Annotated in this window: 11 protein-coding genes, 1 tRNA gene and 1 pseudogene; 8 read left to right on the plus strand and 5 right to left on the minus strand. The window is 71.2% G+C overall.

Going from position 1 to position 14812, the window contains the following annotated elements:
* The first annotated feature begins 382 nt into the window (after positions 1-382).
* Together ABT263_RS06995 and ABT263_RS07000 are read left to right on the plus strand one after the other, a co-directional pair.
* Positions 383-1789, plus strand: coding sequence for an NsdA family TPR-like regulatory protein (locus ABT263_RS06995; protein WP_352288429.1), 1407 nt, complete (start codon positions 383-385; stop codon positions 1787-1789).
* A gap of 22 nt (positions 1790-1811) precedes the next feature.
* Positions 1812-2453: a GNAT family N-acetyltransferase gene (locus tag ABT263_RS07000; RefSeq protein WP_352288431.1), complete on the plus strand. Its 642-nt coding sequence runs from the start codon at positions 1812-1814 to the stop codon at positions 2451-2453.
* Between the two features lie 422 nt (positions 2454-2875).
* Here the strand turns inward: ABT263_RS07000 and ABT263_RS07005 are convergent.
* Positions 2876-2946: transfer RNA gene (locus tag ABT263_RS07005), tRNA-Gly, on the minus strand.
* A 279-nt stretch (positions 2947-3225) separates the two neighbouring features.
* On the opposite strand from ABT263_RS07005, the gene ABT263_RS07010 reads away from it, so the two are divergent.
* A complete protein-coding gene (locus tag ABT263_RS07010; protein WP_329488707.1) occupies positions 3226-3447 on the plus strand; it encodes a hypothetical protein in 222 nt (73 codons plus the stop codon).
* A gap of 71 nt (positions 3448-3518) precedes the next feature.
* Positions 3519-4094: a dCTP deaminase gene (dcd, locus tag ABT263_RS07015; RefSeq protein WP_329488708.1), complete on the plus strand. Its 576-nt coding sequence runs from the start codon at positions 3519-3521 to the stop codon at positions 4092-4094.
* A 91-nt stretch (positions 4095-4185) separates the two neighbouring features.
* Here the strand turns inward: dcd and ABT263_RS07020 are convergent, their stop codons facing one another.
* From ABT263_RS07020 to ABT263_RS07035, 4 genes and pseudogenes are all read right to left on the minus strand, one after another.
* On the minus strand, positions 4186-5076 hold the full coding sequence (locus tag ABT263_RS07020; RefSeq protein WP_352288433.1) for an alanyl-tRNA editing protein: 891 nt from the start codon (positions 5074-5076) through the stop codon (positions 4186-4188).
* A gap of 193 nt (positions 5077-5269) precedes the next feature.
* Positions 5270-6286 (minus strand): YIP1 family protein, encoded by a 1017-nt coding sequence (locus tag ABT263_RS07025; protein ID WP_352288436.1) that lies wholly within the window; start codon positions 6284-6286, stop codon positions 5270-5272.
* Positions 6287-6482: 196 nt separating this feature from the next.
* A pseudogene (gene manB, locus ABT263_RS07030) lies at positions 6483-7556 on the minus strand (mannose-1-phosphate guanylyltransferase); the annotation flags it as partial.
* Between the two features lie 417 nt (positions 7557-7973).
* On the minus strand, positions 7974-10199 hold the full coding sequence (locus tag ABT263_RS07035) for a (Fe-S)-binding protein (RefSeq protein WP_352288438.1): 2226 nt from the start codon (positions 10197-10199) through the stop codon (positions 7974-7976).
* A gap of 293 nt (positions 10200-10492) precedes the next feature.
* On the opposite strand from ABT263_RS07035, the gene dnaK reads away from it, so the two are divergent.
* From dnaK to ABT263_RS07055, 4 genes are all read left to right on the plus strand, one after another.
* A complete protein-coding gene (gene dnaK / locus ABT263_RS07040; RefSeq protein ID WP_352288440.1) occupies positions 10493-12331 on the plus strand; it encodes a molecular chaperone DnaK in 1839 nt (612 codons plus the stop codon).
* The gene (grpE, locus tag ABT263_RS07045) at positions 12328-12948 is read left to right on the plus strand and encodes a nucleotide exchange factor GrpE (RefSeq protein WP_329488713.1); all 621 of its coding nucleotides are present in this window, start codon (positions 12328-12330) and stop codon (positions 12946-12948) included. Before dnaK ends, grpE begins: the two co-directional genes overlap by 4 nt.
* A 165-nt stretch (positions 12949-13113) precedes the next feature.
* Positions 13114-14262, plus strand: coding sequence for a molecular chaperone DnaJ (gene dnaJ, locus ABT263_RS07050; protein ID WP_329488714.1), 1149 nt, complete (start codon positions 13114-13116; stop codon positions 14260-14262).
* 7 nt (positions 14263-14269) lie between these two features.
* A complete protein-coding gene (locus ABT263_RS07055) occupies positions 14270-14776 on the plus strand; it encodes a heat shock protein transcriptional repressor HspR (protein ID WP_329488715.1) in 507 nt (168 codons plus the stop codon).
* Positions 14777-14812: the final 36 nt, after the last annotated feature.

Consider the following 14812-nt stretch of genomic DNA (forward strand, 5'->3'; position numbering starts at 1 on the left):
TGTTCCCTCCCGTTGCCGGCCCACGAGTCGTGGGCCGGTGGGCACGTGGTGCTGGATGGGGTTGGTCGGGTGGTGCTGTGGCCGCACACCCGATCTCACGCTTCGCTGTCGGTGGTGCACGGACAGCGAAGTGCCGTTCAGCATGGCGTCGGGCCGGAGCGCATGGATACGACGTCACCGCCGTCGCGAGGCCGCCCTCGTTCCCGCCCGGACGGCTGGTCCGCGTCGCAGTGCGTCATCACTGCCGTCATGGCTGCCGTCATCTGGTCGGCAGAGCCTGCGGAAGGGGTTTCCCGCTGATCGGCCGGGGCTATCGTCAGAACAGACGAACGGAGACCGGAGGGGATCTGCCGTGGCTGAAACTCCCACGCTCTTAAGGGTCTTGACGCTGCAGCGGCACTGGCAGGTCTACAAGACCTTCCTGCTCCGGTTCGAGGAAGCGGCACACCGCTTGGCGCTGGACGAGGGCGACCCGTCGCTTGCGGGCCTGTCCGTCTCCAAGCGGCAGTTCGAGCGCTGGTACGGCGGCGCGGTGAAGACCCGCCCGTACCCGGATCAGTGCCGGGTACTGGAGGCCATGTTCGGCGTCAGCGTCGATCTCCTCCTCGCACCCGCGCCGGCCGCTTCACCGCCGATGCCTCCGGTCGGCTCCTCGCTCGTCATCCCACCGCCACGGCCGCTCTCTGTCCTCCTCCCACCCGAGCAGGCACAGCTGCTGCCTGCCGGTGGTCCGTTCAGCAGCGAGACCCGCTTCGAGGCGGGCACCACAGAATTGGAAAGGCAGGTTGCGATGGCGGCTCGTCGTGCGCTTCGGTTCACCGTGATGGCGGAGGGCAGCAGTGTCGGCCCGGAAACCTTGGGCCAGATTCAGGACGAGGTGCGACGGCTGACCGTCGCGTACCCGAGACTGGCGCTTCCGACCTTTCTCGGCGACCTGGTCGAGGTACAGGACCTCACCTTCCGCCTGCTGGAACACGGCCGGGTCAAGCCACTCCAGGCCCGCGAGCTCTACCTACTCGCCGGGATCACGTCCGGCATGCTCGCCAAAGCCAGCCACGACCTGGGCAACCCGAGCGCCGCGATGATGCAGGCCCGCACCGCCTTCGTGTGCGCCGACAACGCCGACCACCACGCCATGCGCGCCTGGGTCCGCTCCCTGCAGTCGCTCATCTCCTACTGGGCGGGCCGACCCGCCGAGGCCGCCGACTACGCCACCCTCGGGCAGGCCGCCGCCAGCGGCGTCCGCGGCACCACCAGCGTGTGGCTGGCCTGTCTCTCGGCCCGCGCCCACGCCCTCCTCGGCGACGGAGAGGCCACCCGCACCGCCATCCAGCAGGCCGAGGACGCCCGCTCGGTGGTCGAACTCGACGAACTCGACGGCTTCGGCGGCATCATGACCTTCCCCGCGCCCCGGCAGCTCTACTACGTGGCCGAGGCCACCGTGCACCTGGGCGAGGACCCCGGGCTCGGAGAGAGCCGGTCGGAGGCCGCCGTCAACGCGTACCGCAACGCTTCCGAGGACGAGTGGGCCTTCGGCGACGAGGCCGGCGCGCAGACCGACCTCGCTCTCGCCCGGATCGCACGTGGCGAGATCGAGGGAGCCGTCGAGGCCGTCCGCCCGGTGCTCGATCTCCCCGCCGAGCAGCGGAACTTCGGCATAACCAGCAGCGCCCAACGCGTCCACGCCGCGCTGCACGCCAACGGCCGACGAAGTGGCGGTGCGGGTGCCGGCCTGCGCGAGGAGATCGAAGCGTTCACTGCGACCCCGACGTCGGTCCTCGTCCGGTGACCCGCAGGTAGGCTCCGCAGCCATGACTCCAGTCCACCTGGCCGGCCCCCGCCTGGCACTGCGCGAAGTCGAGCCCGACGACACCGAAGCCCTGCTGGCCGTCTACGGCGACCCCGACGCCACCCGGCACCTCAGCTTCGAGCCCCGCACCGCCGCCCAGGTCCAGCGGATCATCGACCGCTCCATCGCCTCCGCGAAGGACACCCCGAGAACCGAGTACTGCCTCGCCATCACCCTGGTCGGCGAGCGCCAGCTGATCGGCTACGCACGTCTCGCGACCGAGCCGCAGGAGGCAGCCACCGTCGGTTTCGCACTGCACCCGGCCGAGTGGGGCAAGGGACTCGGAACCGAGACCGTCCACCTGCTGTGCGCACTCGGCTTCAACGTCCTCGGTCTGCACCGCATCTGGGCGGCGCGCTCGCCTCTCAACGAGGCTTCAGCGCGCACCCTCCTGCGGGCCGGAATGACCGAGGACGGCCGGATCCGTGACCATGTCTTCGTCCGCGGAGCCTGGCGCGACTCCATCACCTACTCGATCCTGGAGCACGAGTGGGCGCCGATCGCGGGGCTGGACACCAACAGGGCGCCCGAGGTCGAAACTGTCTCGGGCTCGACCCAGCCGTACGCTGCCCAGGCCGACGACGGAAGTCGACCAGGGAGGTGACCTCGTACTGACCGAACTGGCCGTGCCGCACAGGGTGATACCCGGCATCACCGAGTTCGACCGTGGCGGCCTGCCTTCCCCGCCAGCTACCGACGACAGCAACCACTGAGTCGACGGCTTCTGCTGGCTGCGCTGCGGCCAGCAGTGGACGCGAGTCGTGTGGATCGCCCCCGGCGAGCGTCTCCGGTGCTCAGGCCGCGATGCACGCCTGCGGACCCTGCATTCAGGAACTCCGGAAGTGGCCCATATCACTAAGAGTTGATCTCGCGATTTGAGACGCGTCGCGCGCGCCCCTGAAGGGCGGCCCGGCGACCGAAATCCGACGAATCCAACACTACGCCAGCGACGATCTGGTGCGACGACCCGACATTGGCCTAGACAACAAGAAAGCCCCAGGCCGTTGACCTGGGGCTTTACCTCTGAGCGGGCGACGAGAATCGAACTCGCGCTATAAGCTTGGGAAGCTCATGTTCTACCATTAAACTACGCCCGCCTGATGAGCCGTCAGAGACCGCTCGATCTGCACCCACTGTACCCCATCCGTGACGCCCGTTGCACAGGTGGCCCGGGGTCGTGGCGGAGCCGCCCGGGGTGGGGGTGGAGGCGTACTGTGTGGGCCGCGTGAGAGTGCTCCGGCGGGTGGGTTCCGGGGCGGCGAGGCATCCTGCGGAATGTCCGGAACATCCCCTAATGTGACGCTGTCCCGAAGGCTCGGCCGTTCGGGGTGCGAAGAGTACGGGTGAGTACCGGGGTAAGGATGGGAAGGGGACCGATGGAGCAGCGCGCCGTCGTTCGTTGTGCCGAGGGGCACCTGTTCAGCACCACCACGTTCCCGATGCAGAACCTCGGGCCGGGCCGGCTGGGGCCCGGGCGGCTGATCCGCTGCCCGCAGTGCGGGCGGATGCGCAGTTCGGTGCTGGCCGACGTACGGGAGCTGTCCGCGCCGCAACTGGCCCGGGCGATGCGGCTGGAGGCCGCGGAGTTCCTCGCCTGAGGGCGGGTACCAGGACGGACGGGGCCCCGGACGATTCGTCCGGGGCCCCGTCGTGCACGTAACCTCGGAGCGTGCTGCTCTCTGACAAGGACATTCGGGCCGAGATCGACAAGGGCCGGGTCGTGATCGACCCGTTCGACCCCGCGATGATCCAGCCGTCCAGTATCGATGTGCGACTGGACCGCTTCTTCCGGGTGTTCGAGAACCACCGGTATCCCCACATCGACCCCTCCGAGGAGCAGCCGGACCTGACCCGGCTGGTCGAGCCGGAGGGCGACGACGCGTTCATCCTGCACCCCGGCGAGTTCGTGCTGGCGTCGACCTACGAGGTCATCTCGCTGCCGGACGACGTGGCCTCGCGGCTGGAGGGCAAGTCCAGCCTGGGCCGGCTCGGCCTGCTGACGCACTCCACGGCCGGCTTCATCGACCCCGGCTTCAGCGGGCACGTCACGCTGGAGCTGTCGAACGTCGCGACGCTGCCGATCAAGCTCTACCCGGGGATGAAGATCGGGCAGCTCTGCCTGTTCCGCCTCTCCTCGCCGTCGGAGCACCCGTACGGCTCGGCGCGGTACGGCTCGCGCTACCAGGGCCAGCGCGGCCCGACGCCGTCCCGGTCCTACCTGAACTTCCACCGCACGGACATCTGAGCCCGGACGGTCCCGAGCACACCGAGCGCACGCACAGCGGGCGGCCGCCCCTCCGTCGAGGGGTGGCCGCCCGCGGCGTTCCCGGTGGTGCTCAGACCCGCTCGGGGCGGGTGACGGCGACCAGCTCGCTGCCGTCCTCGGAGAGCCGCAGCTCGGTGCGGAGCGCCGCCAGCTCGCCGAGGTGGTGCAGGTGGGTGCCGCCGCAGGAGATCTGCGCGGCGCCCTCGGGCAGCTCGCAGTGCCACTGGCGGCGGGCGGTCAGCTCGGGGCCGGGGACGTCGATGCGGACCGGCGCGTCGGCGGCGACCCAGGCGGCCAGCTGCCGGTTGACCGCCTCGGTGAGGTCGGGCAGGGCGTCGGCGAGGGCCGGGAACTCGTCGGTCGCCTCGGCGGTGAAGCCCTTCTTGCGCAGCGACTTGCCGAGCCGGTAGGTGTCGGTGCTCGCCTCGGTGTCCATCACGGAGCTCGCCATCGCGAGGCTGTCGAAGTCCGGGTTGCCGAAGGCGTCGGCGCGGCCCGGGTCCTTGCGCCAGCGCGGCGCGAGGGCCGCGTTCAGGGCGAGCGCGAGCAGGTGGCAGCCGCTGTGCGAGGCGCAGAGGGCGGCGCGCCGGCCCGGGTCGACGGCGAGCGCCGCGGTCTTGCCGACGAGGCCTTCCGGGGCCCCCTCGACCACGTGCAGGACCAGCCAGGACCACTCCTCGTCACCGCGCCGGACCGGGATGTCGGCGCCGACCAGCGGCGCGCCGCCGTCCGGGCCCACCGCACCGGTCAGGCAGTCGACGACGGCCAGTTCGGTGCCGTCCACGGTCAGGGTGCCGAGGTCGGCCGGCTGGTCGGGCCAGGTGTGGTCGAGCGGGTGGAACGGCGTCGCCGCGGTGACGACCGCGTGGCGGCCGCCGTCCAGCGGGTGCACCGCGAGCACCGGGGACTCGCCGGTCACCGCCCCGGCCGGGAAGCTGACGTGGGTGGTGGGGAGGGTCATGCCTGGCTCCGTGCGCGTGAGGGTGGTGGACGTGAGGGTGGTGGAAGCGGAACGGGCCCCGCAGGCGGGGCCCGTCGACCATTCTCCCCCGGGCCCGCGCCGCGCCTTCCCCGGTTCCTCGGCCGGGAACGGACCGGCCGACCGGCCGGAAGGGACCGCCAGGAAGGAGACCCAGGAGCGGGACGGCGGCTGATCAGCCGAGGGTGGGCAGCTTGATCAGCACCAGCAGCGCCAGCAGCTGGAGCGCGGCGGCGCCGGCCGCCTTGCCCCACGGCAGGTCGTGCACCCGGCGGACCATCGTGGTCAGCAGGACGGCGCAGAACAGCCAGGTGGCCCAGCCGACGACCTGGACGACGAGGTTGTCGGACGGCAGCACGAGCGCCAGCAGCAGCCGGGGCGCGTCCGTCGTCCAGCCGATCAGCACCGCGAGGCCGACCGTCGACTTCCACGGGCCGTCCCCGCCGAACTGGCGGGCCAGCGCGTAGGTGACCGCGCCGAGCGTGGCGCCGGCCACGGTGAAGCCGATCGCGGCGACGACCATCGCGGTGAGCGCGCTGGTGAAGGTCGAGTTGACCACGTCGTCGTGGGTCAGGCCGATGCCCAGCACGGCCAGCGCGCCGTACAGCAGCGAGACGGTGAGCGCGGGCAGCCAGACCTGGTGGTCGCGGGTGCGGTCGAAGGTGGCCGTCGGGTTGCGGAAGATCCCGGTCAGCAGCTCGCGCCAGCGCGGGCGCGGGCCGGTGGCGTGCGGGGCGGCCTGGCCGCCGGCCCGGTACACCGCGACGTTGTCCGGCTGACCGTCCTGGCCGCCGTAGCCGTAGGCCTGGTCGTAGCCCTGGTCGCGCCCCCGGTCGTAGCCCTGGCCATAACCCTGCTCGTACCCCTGCGGGTAGGGCTGCTGTCCGTACTCCGCCGGGTACCCCTGCTGCGGGTACGGCTCGCCCGCGTACGGGTCGCCGCCGGTCGGGAAGGCCCGGGTGTGCCCGGGCTGGTCGGCCGCGTACGGGTCGTACCCGCCGGCCTGGGGACCGCCGTGCCCACCGGGGGACGGCGCCCCCGGCCGCGGTGCCGTTCCCCGGTGCGGAGCGGTGAAGTACTCCGGACCGTCCGCCTGCCCGTACCCCCCGGGCGCCCCCGCCGAGGGGGGAGGAGCCGACCACCCGCCACGGGGGTCGGCGCCCTGACCGCTGTCGTATCGATTACCAGCCACGCTCCGAAGGTACCCGTCCGGCCGACTCCGCGTCGGTCGGGCACCGAGCCGGAGCCGGTTTGCAGCGAGCCTGTGACGACGGCGCCCCGGGCGGGGCCCGGGGCGCCGTGTCGGGCGGGTCCTACCGCTGCGCGCTCACGGCCGGCGCGTGCACCGCCGCGGCCGCCGAGGCACCGGCCGGGCAGCCGCCCGGGCCGGCCGAGGTGCGGACGGCGCCGACCGGCAGCAGCGTGCCGCAGGCGACCCGGATGCCGTTCGGCAGCTCGTTGTCCGACTCGACGATCGCGCCGTCGCCGATCACCGCGCCGTCCAGCGCCGTCCGGTCGCCGACGGTCGCGTACGCGCCCACGATCGAGTCCTTGACCAGGGTGTCCGGGCCGATGGACGCGCCGGGCAGGATCACGCTGCCCTCGACGATCGCGCCGGCCTCGATCACCGCGCCCGCGGAGACCACGGTCCCGCCGCTCAGCACGGCGCCGGGGTGCACGGTGGCACCGGGCAGCAGCAGGGCGTCACCGGTGGGGCCGGGGACGGCCGGGGAGTCGACCTTGCCGAGGACCAGGTCGGCCGAGCCGCGGACGAAGGCCGCCGGCGTCCCGAGGTCCAGCCAGTACGAGGTGTCGACCACCCCGCGCAGCAGCGCGCCGGTGGCCAGCAGCTCGGGGAAGGTCTCGCGCTCGACGGAGACCTCGCGCCCGGCCGGGATCCGGTCGATCACCGAGCGGGTGAAGACGTAGCAGCCGGCGTTGATCTGGTCGGTGACGATCTGCTCGGGCGTCTCCGGCTTCTCCAGGAACTCCAGCACCCGCCCGTCCTCGTCGGTCGGGACGAGCCCGAAGGCGCGCGGGTCCTCGACCCGGGTGAGGTGCAGCGTGACGTCGGCCCCGGCGGCCACGTGGCCGTCGCGCAGGGCCGCGATGTCGACGCCGGACAGGATGTCCCCGTTGAAGATCAGGACCGGCTCTTCGGGGCCGCAGGTCAGCCCGGAGGCCGCGTTGCGGATCGCGCCACCGGTGCCGAGCGGCTCCCGCTCGGTCAGGTAGACCAGCTCGATGCCGTACGGCGTCCCGTCCTGGAAGTGGTCCTCGAAGACCTCGGCCAGGTAGGAGGTGGCGAGCACCACGCGGGTCACCCCGGCCGCGGCCGCGCGGGCCAGCTGGTGCGCGATGAACGGGACGCCCGCCACGGGCAGCATGGGCTTGGGGGTGTGGGTGGTCAGCGGACGCAGTCGCGTGCCCTTACCACCGACCAGCATGATCGCCTCGGTCATGGTCTGCGCTGTTCCCCTTGTGGTCTCCGCGGCCCGGCCCGGCGGGCCGATACCTCCGTCAGTGGTCTGGAAACCCGTCCGGACGGCCGGCACGGGTCGACCGGCACAGAGCCGGTCCGGCGCCTACTGTATTTCCTTCCGACCCGGGCCCGGTCGGGCGGGCGGGCGGTTGGCGTCCCGCCCACCGCGCGGCGCTCCGGAGAACGCCGCGCCAAGTCCGGTGGAAAACCGGGTGCGAGCCGCACCGGAGCCCGGCGAAAAGCCCGGCCCGGCGGGCGCTCGTCGCACCCACCGGGCCGGGCAGTTGTAGCAGAACTGTCGAACAGCCGGGCGGTCGTGGGCCGGGCCGACCGCCCTCGGGCCGGAGGCACCGGGCCGACCGTCACCGGTCAGGCGTCACCGGTCAGGCGTCACCGGTCAGGCGTCGACGGTCTCCGCCGGCTCCGCCGGCTCGGCCGGCGGCAGTGCCTTCACCGAGTCGAGCAGCAGCTGGGCGACGTCGACCACCTTCAGGTGCTCCTTGGCCGCGCCCTCGTTCTTCTTCCCGTTGACCGAGTCGGAGAGCATCACCAGGCAGAACGGGCAGGCGGTGGAGACGATGTCGGGGTTGAGCGACAGCGCCTCGTCCACGCGCTCGGTGTTGATCCGCTTGCCGATGCGCTCCTCCATCCACATCCGCGCGCCACCGGCGCCGCAGCAGAAGCCGCGCTCCTTGTGGCGGTGCATCTCCTGCTGGCGCAGACCGGGGACCTTGTCCATGATCTCGCGCGGCGGGCTGTAGACCTTGTTGTGCCGGCCCAGGTAGCAGGGGTCGTGGTAGGTGATCAGGCCCTCGACCGGGTTCACCGGGACGAGCTTGCCCTCGTCGATCAGGTGCTGCAGCAGCTGGGTGTGGTGGATGACCTCGAAGTGGCCGCCCAGCTGCGGGTACTCGTTGGCGATGGTGTTGAAGCAGTGCGGGCAGGTGGCGACGATCCGCTTCTTCGGAGCGTCCTCCAGCGCCGCGTTCAGGGTCTCGACGTTCTGCGCGCCGAGCATCTGGAAGAGGAACTCGTTGCCCAGGCGGCGGGCGGAGTCACCGGTGCAGGACTCCTCCTTGCCGAGGATCGCGAACTGCACGCCGGCGGTGTGCAGCAGCTCCGCGAAGGCCTTGGTGGTCTTCTTGGCGCGGTCCTCCAGGGCGCCGGCGCAGCCGACCCAGTAGAGGTACTCGACCTCGGCGGGGTCGATGTCCTCACCGATCACCGGCACCTCGATGCCGGTCTCCTTCTTCAGCTCCTTGACCCAGTCCAGGCGGGCCTTGGTGGCCATGCCCCACGGGTTGCCCTTGTTCTCCAGGTTCTTGAGCATCGTCCCGGCCTCGGTCGGGAAGGAGCTCTCGATCATCACCTGGTAGCGGCGCATGTCGACGATGTGGTCGATGTGCTCGATGTCCACCGGGCACTGCTCGACGCAGGCGCCGCAGGTGGTGCAGGACCAGAGCACGTCGGGGTCGATGACCCCGCCCTCCTCGGCGGTGCCGATCAGCGGGCGCTCGGCCTCGGCGAGCGCCTCGGCGGGCACGCCGGCCAGCTGCTCGGCGGTGGCGCGCTCCTCGCCCTCCATGTCCTTGCCGCCGCCGGCGAGCAGGTACGGCGCCTTGGCGAAGGCGTGCTCGCGCAGGCTCATGATCAGCAGCTTGGGCGAGAGCGGCTTGCCGGTGTTCCAGGCGGGGCACTGCGACTGGCAGCGGCCGCACTCGGTGCAGGTGGAGAAGTCGAGGATGCCCTTCCAGGAGAAGTGCTCGACCTGGGAGACGCCGAAGACGGCGTCGTCGGCCGGGTCCTCGAAGTCGATCGGGGCGCCGCCGCTGGTCATCGGCCGCAGGGCGCCGAGCGCGGTGCCGCCGTCCTCCTCGCGCTTGAAGTAGATGTTGAAGAAGGCGAGGAAGCGGTGCCAGGCCACGCCCATCGAGGGGTTGATGCCGATGGTGATCGCCCACGCGAAGGAGATGCAGATCTTCAGCATCGCGAAGAGGTAGATCAGGTTCTCCAGCGTGCCGTGCGCCAGGCCCTTGAAGGCCAGCACCAGCGGGTAGGAGATCAGGTACTTCGCCTCGTACGAGCCGACGTTCTCCAGCGCGCCCTCCAGGCCGCGCAGGATCATGATGCAGAGGCCGATGCCGAGGATCGTGTACTCGACGTAGAAGGCCTGCCAGGCGATCGAGCCGGCGAACCGGGACTTGCGGCCGGACCGCGACGGCAGGCTGAGCAGCCGGATCACGATCAGGGTCGCGATGCCCAGCGTGGTCAGCGTGCCGACCAGCTCGGTGAAGAGCTCGTACGGCAGCCAGCCGCCGAGCACCGGCAGCACGAACTCGGCGTCGAACAGCTGGAAGAAGGCGGTCAGCAGGGTGAGGCCGAGGGTGAAGAAGCCCACCGCGACGAACCAGTGCGCGATGCCGACGACGCCCCAGCGGTTCATCCTGGTGTGGCCGACGAACTCGACCGCCACGGTCTTCACCCGCTGGGCGGGCACGCCGAATCTGGTGGGGTCGGACTGGCCCGTCCGCACCACCTTGAAGATGTACATCGCCGCACGGGCGGCGAGCGCGGTGCCGATCACAAACGTGACCAGCGAGATGACGATCGCTGCTAGCTGCATCGGCTCTCCGTCTCCTGCGGCTTCCTGGTGAGAGTTTCTACGCGTGCGAGTGTACTCGTCGGTAACTTGCCGGGCCGACGGCCCGGACATTACCGCCCGTCAACACTCCTCCAGAAGATGCTCAAGGTATGGCGGCAGTCACGCGAGCCCGGCGCACCACGCCTCCCCGGCGGGTCGGCGCGATTTTCGGCTCAGCAAAGTTGAGCCGCTGGGACTCATAGCTGTTGACGCCCTCCGCCGAGTCGTGCATCCTTGAGCCTGTAAAGCTCAACTCTTCCGTGGAGGTACCAACGATGGCACGCGCGGTCGGCATCGACCTCGGTACGACGAACTCGGTCGTCAGCGTCCTTGAGGGTGGCGAACCCACCGTCATCACGAACGCCGAGGGTGCGCGGACCACGCCGTCCGTCGTGGCCTTCGCCAAGAACGGCGAGGTGCTGGTCGGCGAGGTCGCCAAGCGCCAGGCGGTCACCAACGTCGACCGGACCATCCGCTCGGTCAAGCGCCACATGGGCACCGGGTGGAAGATCAACCTGGACGGCAAGGACTTCAACCCCCAGCAGATCAGCGCCTTCGTGCTGCAGAAGCTGAAGCGGGACGCCGAGGCCTACCTGGGCGAGACGGTCACCGACGCCGTCATCACCGTCCCGGCCTACTTCTCCGACTCGGAGCGCCAGGCGACCAAGGAGGCCGGTGAGATCGCGGGCCTCAACGTCCTGCGCATCGTCAACGAGCCCACCGCGGCCGCCCTGGCCTACGGCCTGGACAAGGACGACCAGACCATTCTGGTCTTCGACCTCGGCGGCGGCACCTTCGACGTGTCCCTGCTGGAGATCGGCGACGGGGTCGTCGAGGTGAAGGCCACCAACGGTGACAACCACCTCGGTGGTGACGACTGGGACCAGAAGGTCGTCGACCACCTGGTCAAGGTCTTCCAGGCCGGCCACGGCGTGGACCTGTCCAAGGACAAGATGGCCCTCCAGCGTCTGCGCGAGGCCGCCGAGAAGGCCAAGATCGAGCTGTCCTCGTCCTCCGAGACCTCGATCAACCTGCCCTACATCACGGCCTCCGCCGAGGGCCCGCTGCACCTGGACGAGAAGCTCACCCGCGCCCAGTTCCAGCAGCTCACCTCCGACCTGCTGGAGCGCTGCAAGGTCCCGTTCCACAACGTCATCAAGGACGCCGGCATCGCGCTGTCCGAGATCGACCACGTGGTCCTGGTCGGCGGCTCGACCCGGATGCCCGCCGTCGCCGAGCTCGTCCGCGAGCTGACCGGCGGCAAGGACGCCAACAAGGGCGTCAACCCGGACGAGGTCGTCGCGATCGGCGCCGCGCTCCAGGCCGGTGTCCTCAAGGGCGAGGTCAAGGACGTCCTGCTGCTCGACGTCACCCCGCTGTCCCTCGGCATCGAGACCAAGGGCGGCATCATGACCAAGCTGATCGAGCGCAACACCACGATCCCGACCAAGCGCTCGGAGATCTTCACCACGGCCGAGGACAACCAGCCGTCCGTGCAGATCCAGGTCTACCAGGGCGAGCGCGAGATCGCCGCGTACAACAAGAAGCTCGGCATGTTCGAGCTGACCGGTCTCCCGCCGGCCCCCCGCGGCCTGCCCCAGATCGAGGTCACCTTCGACATCGACGCCAACGGCATCATGCACGTCGGCGCCAAGGACCTCGGCACCGGCAAGGAGCAGAAGATGACCGTCACCGGCGGCTCCGCGCTGCCGAAGGACGACATCGAGCGCATGATGCGCGAGGCCGAGCAGTACGCGGAGGAGGACCACAAGCGCCGCGAGTCGGTCGAGACCCGCAACCAGGCCGAGCAGCTCGTCTACTCGACCGAGAAGTTCATCGCGGACAACGCGGAGAAGCTCCCGGCCGACGTCAAGACCGAGGTCGAGACCGCCATCGGCGAGCTCAAGGAGACCCTGAAGGGCGAGGACATCGCGGCCATCCGCGACGCCTCCGAGAAGGTCTCCACCACCGCCCAGAAGCTCGGCCAGGCGCTCTACGCCAACGCCGACGCCGCCGGTGCCGCGCCGGCCGGTGACGCCGCCGGCGCCAAGGACGACGACGTCGTCGACGCCGAGATCGTGGACGACGAGAAGCCCAAGGGCGGTGCGGCATGACGGAGAAGCCGCAGGGTGCTGAGCCCGGCGACGACTCCGCCGCCGAGGAGGCCGTGATCGAGGCCGCCGAGGAGGCCGCGGCAGCCGGTGACACCACCGGCGCCGCGGGCGACGCCGCCGCCAAGCAGCTCGCCGAGCGGACCGCCGACCTCCAGCGCCTTCAGGCCGAGTACCAGAACTACCGCAAGCGGGTCGAGCGGGACCGTCTGACGGTCCGCGAGATCGCGGTCTCCAACATCCTGGAGTCCCTGATCCCGGTGCTGGACGACATCGGCCGGGCCCGCGAGCACGGCGAGGTGACGGGCGGCTTCAAGTCCGTCGCCGAGTCGCTGGAGACGGTCGTGGCCAAGCTGGGCCTCCAGCAGTTCGGCAAGGAGGGCGAGCCCTTCGACCCGACCATGCACGAGGCGCTGATGCACAGCTACTCCTCGGACGTCACCGAGGACACCTGCGTCCAGATCCTCCAGCCCGGCTACCGGATCGGCGAGCGGATCATCCGCCCGGCGATGGTGGCGGTCGCGGAGCCCCAGCCGGGCACCCAGACCACCTCCGCGCCGGACGCCGAGTCGGCGAAGTCCGCGGAGTCGGACAAGGCTGACGGTGGCGCGGACAGCTGACACCCCGTGCGCTGCGGAGTCGTACGCCGGCCAGTACGGCGGCCGGCTCCGCAGCGCCGTATCCGTTGACCCGGTTCCCCGCGGCGGGGAGTCCGGTGGATCCGTGGCCGGCGGGCCCACCCGCGCCGGATCCCTACCTGTTGACTCCGGGAGGTGGCGGCAGCCATGAGCGAGCGAGTGGAGAAGGACTACTACAAGGTCCTCGGCCTGCCCAAGGACGCCTCCGCCACCGAGATCAAGAAGACGTACCGCAAGCTGGCGCGCGAGTTCCACCCCGATGCGAACACGGGCGACGCCAAGGCCGAAGAGCGCTTCAAGGACATCTCCGAGGCCTATGACGTCCTGTCGGACGAGAAGCGCCGCAAGGAGTACGACGAGGCGCGCACGCTCTTCGCCAACGGCGGCTTCCGCTCCGGCGGGCCCGGCGGGGGCAGCTACAGCTTCGACTTCGGCGACCTCTTCAGCGGCAGCCAGGGCGGCGGCGCCGGCGGCGGCGGGATCGGCGACGTCTTCGGCGGCCTGTTCAACCGCGGCGGCCGGCAGGCCCAGCCGCGGCGCGGCGCGGACGTCGAGACCGAGGTGACGCTCTCCTTCGAGGAGGCGGTGGACGGCGCGACCGTCCCGCTGCGGATGACCAGCCAGGCCGCCTGCCGCACCTGCAGCGGCACCGGCGCCAAGGCCGGCACCACCCCGCGGGTCTGCCCGACCTGCGTCGGCGCCGGCACCGTCAGCCGGGGCCAGGGCGCCTTCGCGCTGTCCGAGCCGTGCCGGGACTGCCGCGGCCGCGGCATGATCGTCGACGACCCGTGCGCCGACTGCCACGGCAGCGGCCGGGCCAGTTCGGCCCGCACCATGCAGGTCCGGATCCCGGCCGGCGTCCAGGACGCCCAGCGCATCCGGCTGAAGGGCAAGGGCGCCCAGGGCGAGCGCGGCGGCCAGTCCGGCGACCTCTACGTCACCGTGCACGTCGACGCGCACCCGGTCTTCGGGCGCAAGGCCGACAACCTGACGGTGACGGTGCCGGTGACCTTCCCCGAAGCCGCTCTGGGCGGCACCATCGAGGTACCGACGCTCAACGGCCCCTCGGTGAAGCTCAGGCTGCCCCCGGGCAGCGCCAACGGCCTCACCCTGCGGGCCCGCGGCAAGGGCGCCACCCGCAAGGACGGCACCCGGGGCGACCTCCTGGTCACCGTGGAGGTCGTGGTGCCCCAGCACGTCACCGGCGACGCGCTGACGGCCCTGGAGCAGTACCGCGAGGCCACCGCCTCCGACGACCCGCGAGCCGCCCTCTTCAAGGCGGCGAAGGGAGCGTGACGACCAGATGACCCCCGACAGCGGCCCGATCGGGCCCGGCATCGGCGAAGGCCTGCCCGGCGGCGCCCCGCGCGCCCGCCGTGCGGCACCGCCGCCGCACTACGTCCTCACCGAGGACACCCCGGTCTACGTGATCTCGGTCGCCGCCGAGCTCTCCGGCCTGCACCCGCAGACCCTGCGCCAGTACGACCGGCTCGGCCTGGTCTGTCCCGACCGCACCGCGGGCCGCGGCCGCCGCTACTCCAGCCGCGACATCCAGCAGCTGCGCGAGGTGCAGCGGCTGTCCCAGGACGAGGGCATCAACCTCGCCGGCATCAAGCGGATCATCGAGCTGGAGAACCAGGTCACCGCGCTGCAGTCGCGGATCACCGAGCTGGTCGACTCGCTCGAAGGCGCCGCCTCGGCGCTCCAGCAGCGCGAGGCCGCCGTCCACGCCTCCTACCGGCGGGACCTCGTCCCGTACCAGCCGCCGAGCCAGTCCAGCGCACTGGTCGTCTGGCGCCCCAAGCGGTAACCCCGCCACCACGGCACCCGCCGCCGGCTCCCTCCT

Origin of the sequence: Kitasatospora sp. NPDC001603 (assembly GCF_040298365.1) — a bacterium.
Taxonomy (GTDB): domain Bacteria; phylum Actinomycetota; class Actinomycetes; order Streptomycetales; family Streptomycetaceae; genus Kitasatospora.